Origin of the sequence: Streptomyces sp. NBC_01013 (genome assembly GCF_045162765.1) — a bacterium.
Lineage (GTDB): Bacteria > Actinomycetota > Actinomycetes > Streptomycetales > Streptomycetaceae > Streptomyces.
In genome coordinates this window covers 2,644,336-2,660,617 of sequence record NZ_CP108687.1, presented here as the reverse complement: position 1 = coordinate 2,660,617, position 16,282 = coordinate 2,644,336, and the positions used below count along the sequence as shown (strand labels likewise).

The following is a 16,282-nucleotide window of genomic DNA, read 5'->3' as shown; positions in this document are numbered from 1 at the left end:
CATCCCACGTTTTGCCCTTGAACATGACAACACCTGTGGCGATGCGGTATGTCCCGGCCATGGATCCCTACGCAGTGTCCGGAATCGGCCGCCCGTGGTCCGGCTCGGTGAGCGGTGCGAGCAGATCGCCGTGGCGCGCCAGCCGTTCCGCCATGTCACCGGCCAGGAAGACGAGCTCCCCGGGCCTGCGGCACTCCTCGATCTCCGCCCAGGTGACCGGCGCGGAGACGGTCGGTTCGGCCCGCGCGCGCAGGGTGTAAGGCGTGGCGGTCGTCTTCGCGGCCGCGTTCTGGCTGAAGTCGACGAACACCTTGCCCGGCCGCAGCGCCCGTCTCATCCGGTGCACCACCAGATCCGGAAGCTCCTTCTCCGCCTGGACGGCGAGCGCCTTCGCGTACGCCGACACGCGCGCGGAGGCGGTGGGCTCGACCGGTACGAGCAGATGCAGCCCCTTGGACCCGGACGTCTTCCCGTACGCCTCCAGCCCGTCCGCGGCCAGTCGCTCCCGCAGCCAGAGCGCGACCGTGCAGCACTCCACGACGGTCGCGGGCGCGCCCGGGTCCAGGTCGAACACCATCCGGTCGGCCAGTCCCGGCGTATCGGCCCGCCACTGCGGGGTGTGGAACTCCACCACCAGATTGGCGGCCCACATCAGCGAGGCGAGGTCCTGGACGACGACCTGCCTCGCCTCCTCCTTCTCGTGGTGCGGCACCGGAGAGGTGTGGACCCAGGACGGCATGCCGGGAGGCGGGCTCTTGGTGAAGAACAGCTGCCCGTCCGGCCCGTCCGGATAACGCAGGAAGGACAGCGGACGGTCCCGCAGATGCGCCAGCAGCACCTCGGCAGCCGTGGCCGCGTAGTAGTGCAGCACCTCGCCCTTGGTGGTGCCGGTGGCCGGATACAGCACCTTGTCCAGATTGCTGAGCGACACCTGCCGCCCCTCCACCACTGTGATCGGCGTCATGCGCCAAGAATCACATGAATTCCCGGTCTGTACGGATATGTGGCAGGCGTGGTGCGGGGCCGCGGTCCGGGGTCTCAGGCAGACGCCCGCTTCGAGGTCGACTTCTTCGCCGTGGACTTCTTCGCGGTGCTCTTGGCCGTGCTCTTCCGGGCGGAGGCGGACTTCTTCGCGCCGGACTTCCTCGGTGCGGCGGTGGTCTTCTTCGCCGCCGTCTTTCCGGCCGGCGCTGCCTTCTTGGCGGCCTTTCGGGTGGGCAGTGCCCTGACCTCGGCGTCTGTCTCCTCGCCGGTGTCCTCGCCGCGTGACTCCTTGGCCGCGCGGACGCTCTTCTCCAGGGCCGCGATGAGGTCGATGACCTTGCCGTCCGAGGGGGCGGCCTCTTCCCCGTGCGGCGGTTCCACGCCCTGCAGCTTGGCCTCGATCACCCGTTGCAGTGCTTCCTGGTACTCGTCGTGGAGCGAGGAGAGATCGAAGTCCTGGGACAGCATGTCCATGAGGGACCGGGCCATCTTCAGTTCCTGGGGCCTGATCTTCACGTCCCCCTCGGGAGCGACCCCGGCGGCGGGCCGGACCTCGTCCGGCCACAGGCAGGTCTGGAGGACCAGGGTGTCCTCGTGCACGCGCAGGACGGCGAGTGACTCCCTCGACCGGATGGCGATCTTCGTGACGGCGATCTGCCCGGATTCGGTGAGGGCCTCTTTGAGCAGGGCGTAGGGCTTGTCGGCCGCGCGGTCGGAGATGCCGACGTAGTACGCCTTGGAGAACATCATCGGGTCGATGGTCTCGGCGTCGACGAAGGCCAGCACGTCGATGAGCTTCTTACTGGGAAGGGGGAGATCGGCGAGATCTTCGTCGGACAGCATGATCATGCTGCCGTCCGGGGCCTCGTACCCCTTGGTGATCTCCTGATAGGGGATCTCGGCGTCCTCGGCTTCGCAGACGCGCCGCTGCCGCACCCTGGCGCCGTCCTTCTCGTGCACCTGGCGAAGCGGGATGTCGTGCTCCTCCGTGGCCGTGAAGAGCTGGACCGGAATCGTTACCAGCCCGAACGATATGGCCCCCTTCCAGGTCGCTCGCATGCCGTGCTCCTTCCCTCGGGTCCTCAGGCTAAGCCGAGGCCCGGCACAGCGACACTCGGCGACGGCCGGCTCCCGCGCCGGACGGCGGCACCGGTCAGACCTGCGCCCGCCCGGCCGGGAGACGGAGACGGAGCTGGGGCAGGAACAGGCGCCGGAGCAGGGGGCCAGAAGGGAAACGGAGGCCGAGCCGGAGGGCGCCTCGCCTCCTCACTCCGACAGCAAAGGAACCCAGTGGTCCCTCACCCGGTGCAGCCGACGCCGGTGGTCGGCGATCCAGTCGTCGGGCGGTACGAGCGGCACCCGCACGGTGACCATGGACAGTGACTCGTCCTCCACGACCACCTCCGGGCAGTCACGCTCGCCGCTGAGCTGAACGGAGACGGACGGCCCTCTGTCCCACTCCATCCAGATGACGTCCTCGCCGGCTTCGAGCCGGTCCAGGGCGGCTGCCCAGCCTCCGAGCTTCGAGGTCGACAGCACCAGGTAGGTACGGCCGGACACGAACGGTGTCCGGACGACGATTTCGGCCTCCAGCCCGGCGGACCATCCGGGATCGAGCCCCAGAACGTTCACGGTGACGCTGTTCCCCTCGTCATCGGCGAGGGAGATGAGCTCCCGCGCGGCGATGTCGCCCATAGCTGTCCCCCCGTTGGTGATGACCGGGTGATCGTCGTCCTGCGAGGAGTGCATCCGCCACTCCTTTCCGTCCGGGGAGTCCGGCGTCGGCGTCGGACGCCGCGACGAGGAGTGCGGCCCCTCGTGGACGGGGGACACGCGCGAACGAGCCTCTGTGCCGGGAACGACCGAACGGCCGCCACGGGACCGACTCCCGTGGCGGCCGTTGGGCCGTGCTGTGCTGTGCTGTGCTGTGCCTGCCGTGCCGTGCCGATCCGCAGACTCAGCGCCTGCGGTACGAGCTCACATAGCCGGAGGCCGGCGTGCCGACCCCCGTCACGTCGTCGTATCCCCGCACCGCCGACAGCGAGGCGTCCTTGCCCAGGCTGCGCACGGAGGTCCGCAGACCGCCCGCCGCGTCGTAGCCGTTGGTGAAGTCGACCCGGGCGACCGCGAGATCACGGTCGGCACCCAGCGGGTGGTCCGTCACGTCGTGGTACGCCTTCGAGTGGTAGCGGGCGTATATCGCAGGATTGGCGAAACCGATCGGGCGCCCGCGCTGTGCTTGCTGCGCCAGGGCCTGGACACCGGCGATGACCGGCGCTGCCAGTGACGTACCGCCGATGCGGTACTCGTCGTAGCCCAGCGATCCGTCGGGCAGCGTCTGCGTCTGGCCCACCAGGAAACCGGTGTTCGGGTCGGCGACGGCCGCGATGTCCGGGGCCGTACGCATCCGGGTCTTCCCGTTCGCCCTGGCCAGCGAGTCCGGCACGATGCCGCGCTGGTAGGACGGCTGCTTCACGGTGGAGCTCGTGCCGCCGCCCGCGCCCGAGGTGTACGGGCCGGGGAAGCCCGTCCAGCTCTTGCCGTCCGCCGCCAGCGGGGCGTTCAGGGTGCCCCAGCCGGTCTCCCACTGGTACGTGTCGTGCTTGCCGACGGCCAGTGACGTGCCGCCGACGGAGGTGACCCAGGCGGAGTTGGACGGGACGTCGATCTGCTTGGTGCCGGTGGACGCGACGTTGTCGCCGTCGTCGCCGGAGGAGAAGTAGAAGCCGATTCCCTCGACCGCACCCATCTTGAACACCTGGTCGTAGGCGAGCGCCAGGTCGGGAGTCTGGTTGGCCTCGATGTCGCCCCACGAGTTGGAGACGATGTCCGCGAGCCGGTGGTCCACGACCTTGTTCAGCGAGTCCAGCAGGTCATTGTCGTAACAGGACGCGCCGCCCACGTACACGATGTGCGCGTCGGGCGCGACGGCGTGCACGGCCTCGACGTCGAGGGTCTCCTCGCCGTACCAGCCGGAGGCCCCGCACTCCTCGGTCTTCGTGTAGTCGGCCGGCAGGACCTGGCTGAACTGCCCGTGCCCGTAGGGTGCGTCGCCGTTGCGCTTCGCGTACTCGGCGGCGTCCTCCGCGATGGTGGGGGAGGCGTACGCGTCGGTGATCGCGACCGTCACGCCCTTGCCGGTGTAGCTTCCGGCACCGTAGGCGGCGCGCAGCTGCTTGCCCGTGTACCCCTTGACGGCGTACGGCACCTTGGCACCGTACGCACTGGGCAGGGTGGAGGCGGTCTTCGACCCGAAGTACGAGGAGAACGGCCCCGAGTTGCGGAACACCGCGTCCGGCGGCGGCAGCACCTCGTCATGACTCGACCTGTGCGGTGCGTTGTCCAGGCCCGAGACGGCGAGTACGACATCGCTCAGCGCGGCGGGCACGGAGGCGGTGGTGGACGGAGCCCGGTATGTACGGCTGCCCTTGCTGTAGTTGCGCAGCTGGGTACCGAACGCCTTCTCGGTCCGCGCCACTTCACCGGTGGCCGAGACGTAGTGCTGGTTGGCGCCGGTGACGGTCAGCCCACTGGATTCCAGCCACCGGCTGACCCGGCCGATCTGGTCCTGGGTCGCCCCGAACCGCGCCTGCGCCTGCGCGGCGCTCAGGTACGTCCCGTACGACGGCGAACTCGGGTCGGACACGGCGGCCGCGTAGGCGGCCAGCCCCTTCGCGTCCCGTCCGGCGAGATGGACCCGCACGGCGACCTTCGCGCTGTCGGCCGTGGCCCCCCGGTCGGCCGTGGCGGTGGCCCAGGCCGGCTTGGTGCCCTGCAGCGCGTCCCTGCCGCCCGGTGCGGTATCCGCGCTGGCGTGGGGTATCCCGAGGGCGAGCGCACCGGCGAGCAGCGGCAGTGTCGCTGCCATGCTCAGCGCGGCGCGTCGTCGGGCGCGGCTGTTTCTCAAGGTAGAACCCCCTGCGATGTGGATCTCGCGTGTGGAGCATGCGCCGGATGATGTGCACATGTAATGCGCCACTCTGGCGAGGAACGCCTCATGTAGGGGGCATGTATTGGCCAAGAAACGGCCAAGGGGGCCGGTTGCCGACTGGTTGACGCCGAATTGCCGAGCGCTTGACGCCTTGTTCGTTTCCTCCCTGCATGGCTGGTCATGCTGATCACGGGTGTCGAAAGTCTGATCGTCTAGGATCACGTACGCCCCCTGGAATAACAGGGGTTGGCGCTGTCTCCGCGCGATGACCAGCTTGGTCCGGGGTGTTGCCCGAGCCGGGCGGTGTCGGAGGAGTCCGCGGCCGGGTCCCCGTAGCAGAGGATTACCGTGGCGAGCCTCGTACGCTCCTTCTGGGTCATGTCCCCGGGCAAGGGTGAAATACTCACGCCCGCCCGCCTGTCCGCCAGCCCGCCAGCCAGTGATGAGTGTCTGGTTCGGACCTTGTACTCAGCGGTCAGCCGGGGCACGGAATCGCTCGTGTTCCAGGGCCGGGTCCCCGTAAGCCAGTACCAGAAGATGCGGGCACCCTTTCAGGAGGGCGACTTTCCCGGCCCCGTCAAGTACGGGTATCTCAATGTCGGGAAGGTGGAGGCCGGTCCGGCAGAGCTGGTGGGCCGGACCGTATTCAGTCTGTATCCGCACCAGACCCATTTCCGGGCCCGGTCCGCGTCGCTCACGCCTGTCCCCGACGAAGTGCCCCCGGAGCGCGCCGTGCTGGCAGGAACGGTAGAAACGGCGCTCAACGCACTGTGGGACGCGCCGCCGCGGATCGGTGACCGTATCGCCGTGGTGGGGGCAGGTACGGTCGGCTGCTGTGTGGCCGCCCTCCTGGCGAAGTTCCCCGGGGTCGCCGTGCAGCTCGTGGACATCGCCCCTGACCGCGCGGCCATAGCCGCCGTGCTCGGTGTCGGTTTCGCCTCTCCCGCACAAGCGGCGGGAGACTGTGATCTTGTCTTCCACACCAGTGCGACCGGGTCCGGACTGCGGCGTTCACTCGAACTGCTCGCCCCCGAAGGCTCAGTTGTCGACCTGAGCTGGTACGGGGACCGGCCGGTGACCCTGCCCTTGGGGGAGCACTTCCATTCCGGGCGCCTGACGCTGCGGAGCAGCCAGGTCGGTGCCCTCGCGCCCGGAGTGCGCGGACGGCGGACGACCGCAGGCCGGCTCGAACTGGCACTTGGTCTCCTGAAGGATGCCGCCTTCGACGCGCTTATCACCGACGAGTCCCACTTCGATGAACTCCCGGACGTCATGGCCGATATCGTCGCAGGTCGGCGCCCCGGACTCTGCCACCGCATCCTCTACGGCCGCCGCTGATGACCCTCCCGGCAAACCGTTGCCCTTCGCGTCGGCCTGTCCGGTGGAGCACTGCCACCCCAGCCGACCATGACCATCCGGAGAGCTCATGTTCACCGTCACCGTCCGCGATCACCTCATGATCGCCCACAGTTTCCGCGGAGAGACCTTCGGTCCCGCGCAGCGCCTGCACGGCGCGACGTACCTGGTCGATGCGACCTTCCACCGCCCCGGACTGGACGGCGACAACGTCGTCGTCGACATGAACCTGGCGGCCAGGGAAGTCGGCATCATCGTCAAGGCGCTCTCCTACCGGAACCTCGACGACGAACCCGAATTCTCCGGCACCAACACCACCACGGAGTTTCTGGCCAAGGTCATCGCCGACCGCCTGGCCGTCCGCGTACACGAAGGCGCTCTCGGCCCTGCTGCACGTGAGCTGACCGGGCTCACGGTGCGTCTTCATGAATCACACATCGCGTGGGCCGACTACCACCGGGCGCTCTGACCACCCGGGCCATGGCTGCGCACCCGTACGTAGTGCTGTCGGCGGCGGTCTCCGTGGACGGCCGCCTGGACGACACATCGAGCGAACGGCTCGTGCTCTCCGGCCGGGGGGATCTCGACCGTGTCGACGGCGAACGTGCCGCGGCGGACGCCGTTCTCGTGGGCGCCAACACCCTGCGAAGGGACAACCCGCGTCTGCTTGTTGCCGACAGGGAGAGGCGAGCTCTGCGCGTCGCCTCCGGCAGGCCCGAGCATCCGGTGAAAGTCACGGTCAGCGGGTCGGCCGACCTGGACCCGGGGCTCGCCTTCTGGCACTGCGGAGGGGAGAGGCTCGTCTTCACCGTCGACGACGCACAGGACCACGCCCGTCGTACCCTCGGCGACCACGCCGATATCGTCACCACCGGTCCCACCATCGACTGGTCCCTCCTTCTCGACGAACTCGGCCGCCGGGGGGTGGAACGACTCCTCGTGGAGGGGGGCGGGACGGTTCACACGCAACTCCTGGCGCAGGACCTGGCCGACGAACTCCACCTCGTCGTCGCACCGCTGCTGGTGGGAGAAGCCGCGGCCCCGGCCTTTCTGCGGCCCGCACCGTATCCCGCCGGCCCCAGGGCCCGGATGCGGCTCCTGGAGACACGACCGATCGACGACGTCGTACTCCTGCGGTACGCGCCGAAGGACCGATCCTGAAGAGGTGAGGCCCATTTCCCCTCGGAAGGCGCCGACCGGCGGGAAGGCGGTTACGGACAAACGCAGTTGACCACGGATGGGTATGCTCGCGGAGCGTGCGACCGGTCGGTGATGGACGGGACGGGGGACCCCGGCGGACGGTGCGGTGGAACTGGCGGACCCGATCTCCCAGTTACGGACAGAACTGAGCCGGGCCATGGCGGACGGTGAGGGAAGCGGCCTCAGGTTCCGGGCCGAGAAGCTGGAGCTCGAACTCACGGTGGGGGTCGAGCGGAGCATGGACCCCGCGATCAAGGCGCGCTTCTGGGTGCTCGACGCACAGGCTTCCGCGCACATGGCGCGCATGGCCACGCAGCGGATGACGCTCACCCCCGGGCCGCGCTGCAGAGCGCGTTGTTCGGCCTCGGGGACGCGCACCGACAGCTCGGGAACCCGCAGGCCACCGTCGGACTGCTCGCCCGAGCAGCAGAACTGGCGGGTGAACTCGGGGACTTCGAGCGGGAAGTGCATGCACTGCTCTCCCTCAGCCTCACCCAGAGCTACCTCCGCGAGGGCGAGCGTGCTCTGGACGTCGCCGACCGGCTGGCCGCACTTGCGAATCGGAGCGGTGACCCGCTCACGGCTGCCCGGGCGGGCAACGCGCGAACCATCGCCCTGCTCGTACTGGGCCGCTGGCGGGAGACCGTCGCTTCGGGTGCCGAGACGGTACGGGCCTACCGCGCCTCGGGAACCCCGGAGGCGATCGCCTACGCGCTGAACGCGCAGGGCATCGCCCACCTGGCCCTCGACGAGGTGTCACGAGCCGTCCCCGTACTCGAAGAGGCATGCCACGAGGCGTCACAGATGCAGAACCCACGAGCCGAGGGCGTCTGCCTGCTCAATCTGGCCTGGGCGTACTGGTGCGACGGCAGGCTTCAGGAGTCCGCTGCCACGGCGGACCGCGCCTCGACGGCACTCCGGATCGCCGGGGCCTCCGAGGAGACGGCAGCCCTCTCCCTGGCCGTGGCGGCCCGAGCGCTCCCCGCCGATCCGCCGGCCGCGGCAACCGCACTGATGCGTGCGGCCACCGCTCTGGACGGGAACGCCGAGGTCATCGCTCCCACCTGGCTCACCGACCGTGCGGGCCGGCCGGCGGACTGAACCTGCCCGGCAGCCGATGACGCCCCTTCCCCGGAATCCGGCACGAGGAGGACGCGAAACCTTGCCGCCCGGTAAGGTGCGAATCGCTGCGACTGGCGCGCACCCTGCTGGGGTGTTCAGTGGAATCGACCACGAGGGAGCAGCACACCCCGGTCCCACCCGGGGCGTCATCTCCGGAGAGCCGTCCGCCTGGGCATCCGGGTCCACGCCGCAGCACGCGGCCGACCCGGGAGGATCCCGTGACAGTGACCGCATCCGCATCCGTACCCTCGCACCCCCGCCACCCCGCCCTGGCGGCAGCCGATCCGGAACTCGCCGCGCTGGTGGCCGCCGAGGAACAACTCCAGGCCGACACCCTGCGCCTGATCCCCAGCGAGAACTACGTCTCCGCGGCCGTGCTCGAAGCGTCCGGCACCGTGCTCCAGAACAAGTACTCCGAGGGCTACCCCGGCAAGCGGTACTACGAGGGCCAGCAGATCATCGACCAGGTCGAGACACTCACCGTCGAACGGGCCAAGGCGCTCTTCGACATGGACCACGCCAATGTGCAGCCCTACTCCGGCTCACCGGCCAACCTCGCCGTCTACCTGGCCTTCCTCAAGCCCGGCGACACCGTGCTCGGTATGTCGCTCCCCATGGGCGGCCACCTCACCCACGGCTGGGGCGTCTCCGCCACCGGCACCTGGTTCAACGGCGTCCAGTACGGCGTCCGGCGCGACACCGGCCGCGTCGACCTGGACGAGGTGCGCGACCTGGCACTCGCCGAGCGCCCCAAGGTGATCTTCTGCGGCGGCACGGCCGTCCCGCGTGAGATCGATTTCGCCGGCTTCGCATCGATCGCCCACGAGGTCGGCGCGGTCCTGGTCGCGGACATCGCCCACATCGCGGGCCTGATCGCGGGCGGCGCCCACCCCTCGCCCGCCCCGCACGTGGACGTCGTCTCCACCACCACCCACAAGACCCTGCGCGGCCCGCGCGGCGCGATGCTGCTGAGCCGCGCCGAACACGCCCGCGCCCTGGACCGAGCCGTCTTCCCCGGCCTCCAGGGCGGCCCGCACAACCAGACCACCGCGGCCATCGGCGTCGCCCTGCGCGAAGCCGCCACGCCGGACTTCCGCACCTACGCCCATGACGTGGTGGCCAACGCCCGCTCCCTCGGCGAGGAACTGGCGGCGCGCGGCTTCGACCTCGTCTCCGGCGGCACGGACAACCACCTGCTCCTGATCGACCTCACGGGCAAGGACGTCCCCGGCAAGACGGCGGCCAAGGCCCTGGACCGCGCCGGCATCGTCGTCAACTACAACGCCGTCCCCTACGACACCCGCAAGCCCTTCGACCCCTCCGGCGTCAGGATCGGCACCCCGGCCCTGACCTCACGGGGCATCCCCGCCTCGGAGATGGCCACGGTCGCTGGCTGGATCGACCGCGTGGTCACCGCGGCCCGCACCGGCGACGAGTCCACCGTCACGGCGGTCCGCGCCGAGGTGAAGGAGCTGATGGACGGATATCCGGCGCCGGGGCTGCCGGTGGCCTGAGCGGTGGGATGCGGGCGCGGCGCCGGGGGCACCCCGGTGCCGCACCTGCCGGGCCCGGGGCGCGACCCGGTGGGTCGCTTCCGACGGTGGGCGACGGACGTCGGTCACGCGCAGGTCGCCGGTGCGGGCGAGGGTGAGCCGGGGCGCGGCCGTGGGGTCGTGCAGTGCCGGTGGCAGGACCTTCGCTGTCGAGGACGAGCGTGCCGCCCGGGGTGGTTCGCGCCTGTCCGGCACGTCAGGGTGACGGCCCCTGCCGCGGTTCCTCAAGCGGATATGAAAAAGACCCTCTGCTCAGTGTTTCCACTGGTCAGAAGGTCTTTTCGGCACTTCCTGCGAAGTGCCCCCGGCAGGATTCGAACCTGCGCACCCGGCTCCGGAGGCCGATGCTCTATCCCCTGAGCTACGGGGGCGTATCGCTGTGTTGCTCTGCGACGGGTGAAACACTACCAGCTTCCACCCGGTGCCCGTGAACAGGTATTTCCGCGTGGTCGCCGGGGTGGCGGCAGCCCCGCCCCGGCTGCTCGCACACACATCCAGCCACACCCGCGCCACCCGTCCGGGGGCGGAAGTGGGCAAAACCCGGACGCAGCCACTCCGCCCCGCCTACTCTCGAAGGGTGTCAGGGGCATGCGGCCGCGTGCTTGTTGTCGACGACAACAAGGTCATCCGGCAGTTGATCAGGGTCAATCTCGAGCTGGAGGGCTTCGAGGTCGTGACCGCGGCCGACGGTGTCGAGTGTCTGGATCTGGTGCATCAGGTCAGGCCCGACGTGATCACCCTCGATGTGGTCATGCCCCGGCTGGACGGTCTGCAGACGGCCACCCGACTGCGCTCCGACCCGCGGACCGGACACCTGCCCCTGGCGATCGTCAGTTCCTGTACGCCGTACGAGGTGGACAACGGGGTCGCGGCAGGCGTCGACGCGTTCCTGGCGAAGCCCTTCGAGCCGAGCGAGTTGGTGCGGCTCGTGCGGCAGTTGATGGAGCGCGGGCGGCCGTCGGTGTTCGACGGGAGAAAGAGTGCGGGGCGGGCGGAGAGCGCCGCCGGCTGACCGGATGGCGAAACGCGTTCGCGAAAGGCCCCCCTTCCTCCCCTACGCTTGTCCCGTGACCCCCGCCGATCTCTCCGCGACCGTGCTGCACGCTGTGCGGCGCGCAGTGGATGAGCACGTCCTGCGCGCGCCCGTGCCCGCGCGCGTGCGAGTGGAGAGGACACGGCCCGGGGGCTGCGGCGACTACGCCAGCGCCGTCGCCCTGCAGCTGGCCGGACCCGCGGCCCTGCCCCCGCGGCACGTGGCCGAGATCCTGCGGGAGCGGGTGGCAGGTGCACCCGGCATCGGGCGGGTCGAGATCACCGGACCCGGGTTTCTGAACTTCACGCTCGACGCCTCCGCCGACGGGGCAGGACATCGCGCCCTGGTGCGCGAGGTCCGCGAACAGGGGCTGCGGTACGGGCACGGCGACGCGTTCGCCGGGGAGCTGCTGCGGTTCCACCACGCCCGCGAGATCCGGGCCGCCGTCACCGCGCACGCGGTCGGCGCGCTCGTGCGGGCGCAGGGCGGGATCGTAGGCGTCGGCTGCGACGGGGCGCCCGACCCGGAGTGGGCGCTGCTGGGGATCACCGCCGGCGCCGAGGGACCGTCCCTCGCGCCCTCCACGGAGATACGGCCCGTCCCCGCCGGCGCCACCGCCGGGGAGCTGTACAGCCGGCTCGGGTCCGACGCGGCCCGCTGGGGGCTGTTGCGGCCCGCGGGCCACGACCACGCCCCCCTCGGGGACGACCTCCTCGTCCAGGGCGAGGGCAACGCCCTGTTCCTGGTCCGCTACGCGCACTCCCGCGTCCACGCGCTGACCCGCGGTGCGGCGCTCCTCGGTTTCGCGGTCACCCCAGGCCAGGACACCGCCGGGACCGAGGACGTGCCCGGCGCCGAGGCGCTCGCGCTCCTCGCACTCCTTGCCGACCACCCCGCCGTGCTCGCCGCCGCAGCGCACCACCGCGCGCCTGACCGGCTCGCCCGGCACCTCGAAGCGCTCGCGCACGCCTTCCTCGACTTCCACGACGCCGCCTCACCGCTTCCTGTCGGGGACGAGAAACCCTCGGCCGCCCACCGTTGCCGGCTCGCCCTTGCCGAGGCCGCCGGGACGGTGCTCGCCGGTGGCCTGTCCCTGCTCGGTATCAGCGCGCCCCTACACCTCTGAGAGACCCGAGAGAGCAGAGCAACACGATGAGCCGATCCGCACACCCCGCCGGGCCCCGTCACGCCGACGTCATGTCGGAGGGCCACTACACCGCCCCCGCCGAGGACCTCAACGTCCTCGACGAGAAGGTCTGGGCCCGTACGGTCACCCGCGACGAACACGGTGCTCTCACCGTCGGCGGGATCGAAGTCGCCCGGCTGGCCGAGGAGTTCGGCACCCCGGCCTACTTCCTCGACGAGTCCGACTTCCGGGCCCGCTGCCGCGCCTGGTCCGACGCGTTCGGACCGGGCGCCGACGTCTTCTACGCAGGCAAGGCGTTCCTCTCCCGTGCCGTCGTGCGCTGGCTCCGGGAGGAGGGACTCAACCTCGACGTCTGCTCCGGCGGCGAGCTGACCTGCGCACTGGACGCCGGGATGCCCGCCGAGCGCATCGCCTTCCACGGCAACAACAAGACCGTCGACGAGATCGAGCGGGCCGTCTCCGCCGGCGTCGGCCGGATCGTGCTCGACTCCTTCCAGGAGATCGTCCGGGTCGCCCACATCGCGCAGCGGCTCGGCCGGCGCCAGCCCGTGCAGATCCGGGTGACCGTGGGCGTCGAGGCACACACCCACGAGTTCATCGCCACCGCGCACGAGGACCAGAAGTTCGGCATCGCGCTGGCCGACGGGCAGGCCGCCGAGGCCGTCCGGCGGGCGCTCACCCTCGACGGTCTCGAACTCATCGGCATCCACTCCCACATCGGCTCGCAGATCTTCGACATGGCCGGCTTCGAGGTCTCCGCCCGGCGCGTGGTGCAGCTGCTGGCCGAGGTGCGCGACGAGCACGGCGTGGAACTGCCCGAGATCGACCTCGGTGGTGGCCTCGGCATCGCGTACACCTCCGAGGACGACCCTCGTGAACCGCACGAGATCGCCAAGGCGCTCGGCGACATCGTGACCCGGGAGTGCGAGGCCGCCGGTCTCTCCACCCCCCGCATCTCCGTCGAGCCCGGCCGGGCCATCGTGGGGCCCACGGCCTTCACTCTGTACGAGGTCGGCACCATCAAGCCCCTGGAGGGGCTGCGTACGTACGTCAGCGTCGACGGCGGCATGTCGGACAACATCCGCACCGCGCTGTACGACGCCGAGTACAGCGTCGCCCTCGTCTCGCGCACCTCGGACGCCGAGCCGATGCTCGTCCGCGTCGTCGGCAAGCACTGCGAGAGCGGCGACATCGTGGTCAAGGACGCGTTCCTGCCGTCCGACCTGGCCCCCGGTGACCTGATCGCGGTGCCCGCCACCGGTGCGTACTGCCGCTCCATGGCCAGCAACTACAACCACGCCCTGCGTCCGCCCGTCGTCGCCGTGCGCGACGGACAGGCGCGGGTCATCGTCCGGCGCGAGACGGAGGAAGATCTTCTGCGTCTCGACGTCGGCTGATGCCTTATTTCCTGGGGGACACCCCGGGACCCCGGTAAACATCTCAGGATCCGGACGGGTGGCGGAAACCCCCGTCCGGTGAGTGAGACTGGTTCACACATCAGATGTAAAGGAAACGAGGTCGGATGATGCGTACGCGTCCGCTGAAGGTGGCGCTGCTGGGCTGTGGAGTCGTCGGCTCAGAGGTGGCCCGCATCATGACGACGCACGCCGACGACCTCGCCGCGCGCATCGGCGCACCGGTGGAGCTCGCCGGTGTCGCCGTGCGCCGGCCCTCCAAGGTCCGCGCCGGCATCGACCCCGCGCTGATCACCACCGACGCGACCGCCCTGGTCAAACGGGGCGACATCGACGTCGTCATCGAGGTCATCGGGGGCATCGAGCCCGCCCGGACCCTCATCACCACCGCCTTCGAGCACGGCGCGAGCGTCGTCTCCGCCAACAAGGCGCTGCTCGCCGAGGACGGCGCCGCTCTGCACGCCGCCGCCGAGCAGCACGGCCGGGACCTCTACTACGAGGCCGCCGTGGCCGGCGCCATCCCGCTCGTACGGCCGCTGCGCGAGTCCCTCGCCGGTGACAAGGTCAACCGGGTCCTGGGCATCGTCAACGGCACCACGAACTTCATCCTCGACAAGATGGACACGAGCGGCGCGGGCTACTCCGAGGCACTCGACGAGGCCACCGCCCTCGGGTACGCCGAGGCCGACCCGACCGCCGACGTCGAGGGCTTCGACGCCGCGGCCAAGGCCGCGATCCTCGCCGGAATCGCCTTCCACACCCGGGTGAAGATCGGTGACGTGCACCGTGAGGGCATCACCGAGGTCACGGCCGCCGACATCGCCTCGGCCCGTCGCATGGGCTGCACCGTCAAGCTCCTCGCGATCTGCGAGCGCGCCGCCGACGGGCAGTCGGTCACGGCCCGGGTGCACCCCGCGATGATCCCGCTCAGCCATCCGCTGGCCTCCGTCCGCGAGGCGTACAACGCGGTGTTCGTCGAGGCCGAGGCGGCCGGACAGCTGATGTTCTACGGCCCCGGTGCCGGTGGCGCACCGACCGCCTCCGCGGTCCTCGGCGACCTCGTCGCGGTCTGCCGCAACAAACTCAACGAGGCCCCCGGCCCCGGAGAGTCCGCGTACACGCGTCTGCCGGTGAGCCCCATGGGCGACGTCGTCACGCGCTACCACATCAGTCTCGACGTGGCCGACAAGCCTGGCGTACTCGCCCAGGTCGCGACGGTCTTCGCCGAACAGGGCGTATCGATCGATACGGTCCGCCAGCAGAGCCGGAATTCGAGCAGCGGCGACGACGCCGGCATCGAACAGGACGGCGGCGAGGCTTCGCTCGTCGTCGTCACCCACCGCGCGCCCGACGCCGCCCTCTCCGGGACCGTCGAGGCGCTGCGCAAGCTCGACACCGTGCGCGGTGTCGCCAGCATCATGCGTGTTGAAGGGGAGTAAGGACCCATGACCACCAAGGGCACCCACCAGTGGCGCGGCATCATCGAGGAGTACCGGGACCGTCTCCCGGTCACGAGCACGACGTCCGTCGTCACGCTCCGTGAGGGCGGCACGCCGCTCGTTCCCGCTCAGGTCCTCTCCGAGCGCACGGGCTGCGAGGTGCACCTCAAGGTCGAGGGCGCCAACCCCACCGGGTCCTTCAAGGACCGCGGCATGACCATGGCCATCACCCGGGCCAAGGAGGAGGGTGCGCAGGCCGTCATCTGCGCCTCCACCGGCAACACCTCCGCGTCCGCTGCCGCGTACGCGGTGCGGGCCGGAATGGTCTGCGCCGTCCTCGTGCCGCAGGGAAAGATCGCGCTCGGCAAGATGGGCCAGGCGCTCGTCCACGGCGCCAAGATCCTCCAGGTCGACGGCAACTTCGACGACTGCCTGACGCTGGCCCGCTCGCTCTCGGACAACTACCCCGTGGCGCTGGTCAATTCGGTCAACCCGGTCCGCATCGAGGGCCAGAAGACCGCAGCCTTCGAGATCGTCGACGCGCTCGGCGACGCCCCGGACATCCACGTCCTCCCGGTCGGCAACGCGGGCAACATCACCGCGTACTGGAAGGGGTACACGGAGTACGCCGGGGACGGTCTGTCCACGCACAAGCCGCGGATGTGGGGCTTCCAGGCCTCCGGTTCCGCGCCCATCGTGCGCGGCGAGATCGTCAAGGACCCGTCGACCATCGCCACCGCGATCCGGATCGGCAACCCGGCCTCCTGGCAGTACGCGCTCGCCGCACGGGACGAGTCGGGCGGCTTCATCGACGAGGTCACGGACCGTCAGATCCTCGCGGCGTACCGGCTGTTGGCCTCCCAGGAGGGCGTCTTCGTGGAGCCCGCGTCGGCCGCCTCGGTCGCCGGTCTGCTCAAGGCCGCCGAAGAGGGCAAGGTCGACCCCGGCCAGAAGATCGTCTGCACGGTCACCGGCAACGGACTCAAGGACCCGGACTGGGCCGTCGCCGGCGCACCCCAGCCGGTCACCGTCCCGGTCGACGCGGTCACCGCCGCCGAGAAGCTGGGCCTCGTGTAACACCCGCCGCACGGCGGTCACGTCA

The 16,282-nt window shown here is 70.3% G+C and carries 14 protein-coding genes, 1 tRNA gene, 1 pseudogene and 1 riboswitch; of the genes and pseudogenes, 11 read left to right on the top strand and 5 right to left on the bottom strand.

The genetic code is table 11. The annotated features are described in order from the left end of the window. Positions 1-67 precede the first annotated feature (67 nt). From ligD to OG538_RS11080, 4 genes are all read right to left on the bottom strand, one after another. Positions 68-964 (bottom strand): non-homologous end-joining DNA ligase, encoded by an 897-nt coding sequence (ligD, locus tag OG538_RS11095; RefSeq protein ID WP_406092546.1) that lies wholly within the window; start codon positions 962-964, stop codon positions 68-70. 74 nt (positions 965-1,038) lie between these two features. Then, positions 1,039-2,043, bottom strand: coding sequence for a Ku protein (locus OG538_RS11090; RefSeq protein WP_406092544.1), 1,005 nt, complete (start codon positions 2,041-2,043; stop codon positions 1,039-1,041). Positions 2,044-2,250: 207 nt separating this feature from the next. Continuing rightward, positions 2,251-2,733, bottom strand: a complete 483-nt coding sequence (locus tag OG538_RS11085) for a DUF5959 family protein (protein ID WP_406092542.1) — start codon at positions 2,731-2,733, stop codon at positions 2,251-2,253. Positions 2,734-2,941: 208 nt separating this feature from the next. Then, positions 2,942-4,852 (bottom strand): protease pro-enzyme activation domain-containing protein, encoded by a 1,911-nt coding sequence (locus OG538_RS11080; protein WP_406100065.1) that lies wholly within the window; start codon positions 4,850-4,852, stop codon positions 2,942-2,944. A 441-nt stretch (positions 4,853-5,293) separates the two neighbouring features. Here OG538_RS11080 and OG538_RS11075 point away from each other — a divergent pair, with 441 nt between their 5' ends. The 6 genes and pseudogenes from OG538_RS11075 (at position 5,294) to glyA (ending at position 10,107) form a co-directional block, all read left to right on the top strand. Continuing rightward, a complete protein-coding gene (locus OG538_RS11075; protein WP_406100063.1) occupies positions 5,294-6,253 on the top strand; it encodes a zinc-binding alcohol dehydrogenase in 960 nt (319 codons plus the stop codon). 88 nt (positions 6,254-6,341) lie between these two features. Beyond that, on the top strand, positions 6,342-6,740 hold the full coding sequence (locus OG538_RS11070; RefSeq protein WP_406092540.1) for a 6-pyruvoyl trahydropterin synthase family protein: 399 nt from the start codon (positions 6,342-6,344) through the stop codon (positions 6,738-6,740). An 11-nt stretch (positions 6,741-6,751) separates the two neighbouring features. Then, positions 6,752-7,432, top strand: a complete 681-nt coding sequence (locus OG538_RS11065) for a RibD family protein (protein ID WP_406092539.1) — start codon at positions 6,752-6,754, stop codon at positions 7,430-7,432. Positions 7,433-7,577: 145 nt separating this feature from the next. Next, a pseudogene (locus OG538_RS11060) lies at positions 7,578-7,790 on the top strand (trypco2 family protein); the annotation flags it as partial. 35 nt (positions 7,791-7,825) lie between these two features. Then, on the top strand, positions 7,826-8,572 hold the full coding sequence (locus OG538_RS11055) for a hypothetical protein (protein WP_406100453.1): 747 nt from the start codon (positions 7,826-7,828) through the stop codon (positions 8,570-8,572). Between the two features lie 78 nt (positions 8,573-8,650). Beyond that, positions 8,651-8,774, top strand: a riboswitch (ZMP/ZTP riboswitch). 37 nt (positions 8,775-8,811) lie between these two features. Continuing rightward, a complete protein-coding gene (gene glyA / locus OG538_RS11050) occupies positions 8,812-10,107 on the top strand; it encodes a serine hydroxymethyltransferase (protein WP_406092537.1) in 1,296 nt (431 codons plus the stop codon). 338 nt (positions 10,108-10,445) lie between these two features. On the opposite strand, the gene OG538_RS11045 is transcribed toward glyA, so the two are convergent. Continuing rightward, a tRNA-Arg gene (locus OG538_RS11045) sits at positions 10,446-10,517 on the bottom strand. Between the two features lie 227 nt (positions 10,518-10,744). On the opposite strand from OG538_RS11045, the gene OG538_RS11040 reads away from it, so the two are divergent. The 5 genes from OG538_RS11040 to thrC all read left to right on the top strand — a co-directional run bounded on the left by OG538_RS11040 (position 10,745) and on the right by thrC (position 16,257). Then, positions 10,745-11,158 (top strand): response regulator, encoded by a 414-nt coding sequence (locus tag OG538_RS11040; protein WP_406092535.1) that lies wholly within the window; start codon positions 10,745-10,747, stop codon positions 11,156-11,158. Positions 11,159-11,213: 55 nt separating this feature from the next. Continuing rightward, positions 11,214-12,305: an ArgS-related anticodon-binding protein NrtL gene (gene nrtL, locus OG538_RS11035; RefSeq protein WP_406092533.1), complete on the top strand. Its 1,092-nt coding sequence runs from the start codon at positions 11,214-11,216 to the stop codon at positions 12,303-12,305. A 26-nt stretch (positions 12,306-12,331) separates the two neighbouring features. After that, positions 12,332-13,723 carry a diaminopimelate decarboxylase gene (gene lysA / locus OG538_RS11030; RefSeq protein WP_406092532.1) on the top strand — a complete coding sequence of 464 codons (1,392 nt, stop codon included), beginning with the start codon at positions 12,332-12,334 and terminating at the stop codon, positions 13,721-13,723. Between the two features lie 125 nt (positions 13,724-13,848). Beyond that, positions 13,849-15,180, top strand: a complete 1,332-nt coding sequence (locus tag OG538_RS11025; protein ID WP_406092530.1) for a homoserine dehydrogenase — start codon at positions 13,849-13,851, stop codon at positions 15,178-15,180. Positions 15,181-15,186: 6 nt separating this feature from the next. Next, positions 15,187-16,257 (top strand): threonine synthase, encoded by a 1,071-nt coding sequence (gene thrC / locus OG538_RS11020; RefSeq protein ID WP_406092528.1) that lies wholly within the window; start codon positions 15,187-15,189, stop codon positions 16,255-16,257. The last annotated feature ends 25 nt before the right edge of the window (positions 16,258-16,282 follow it).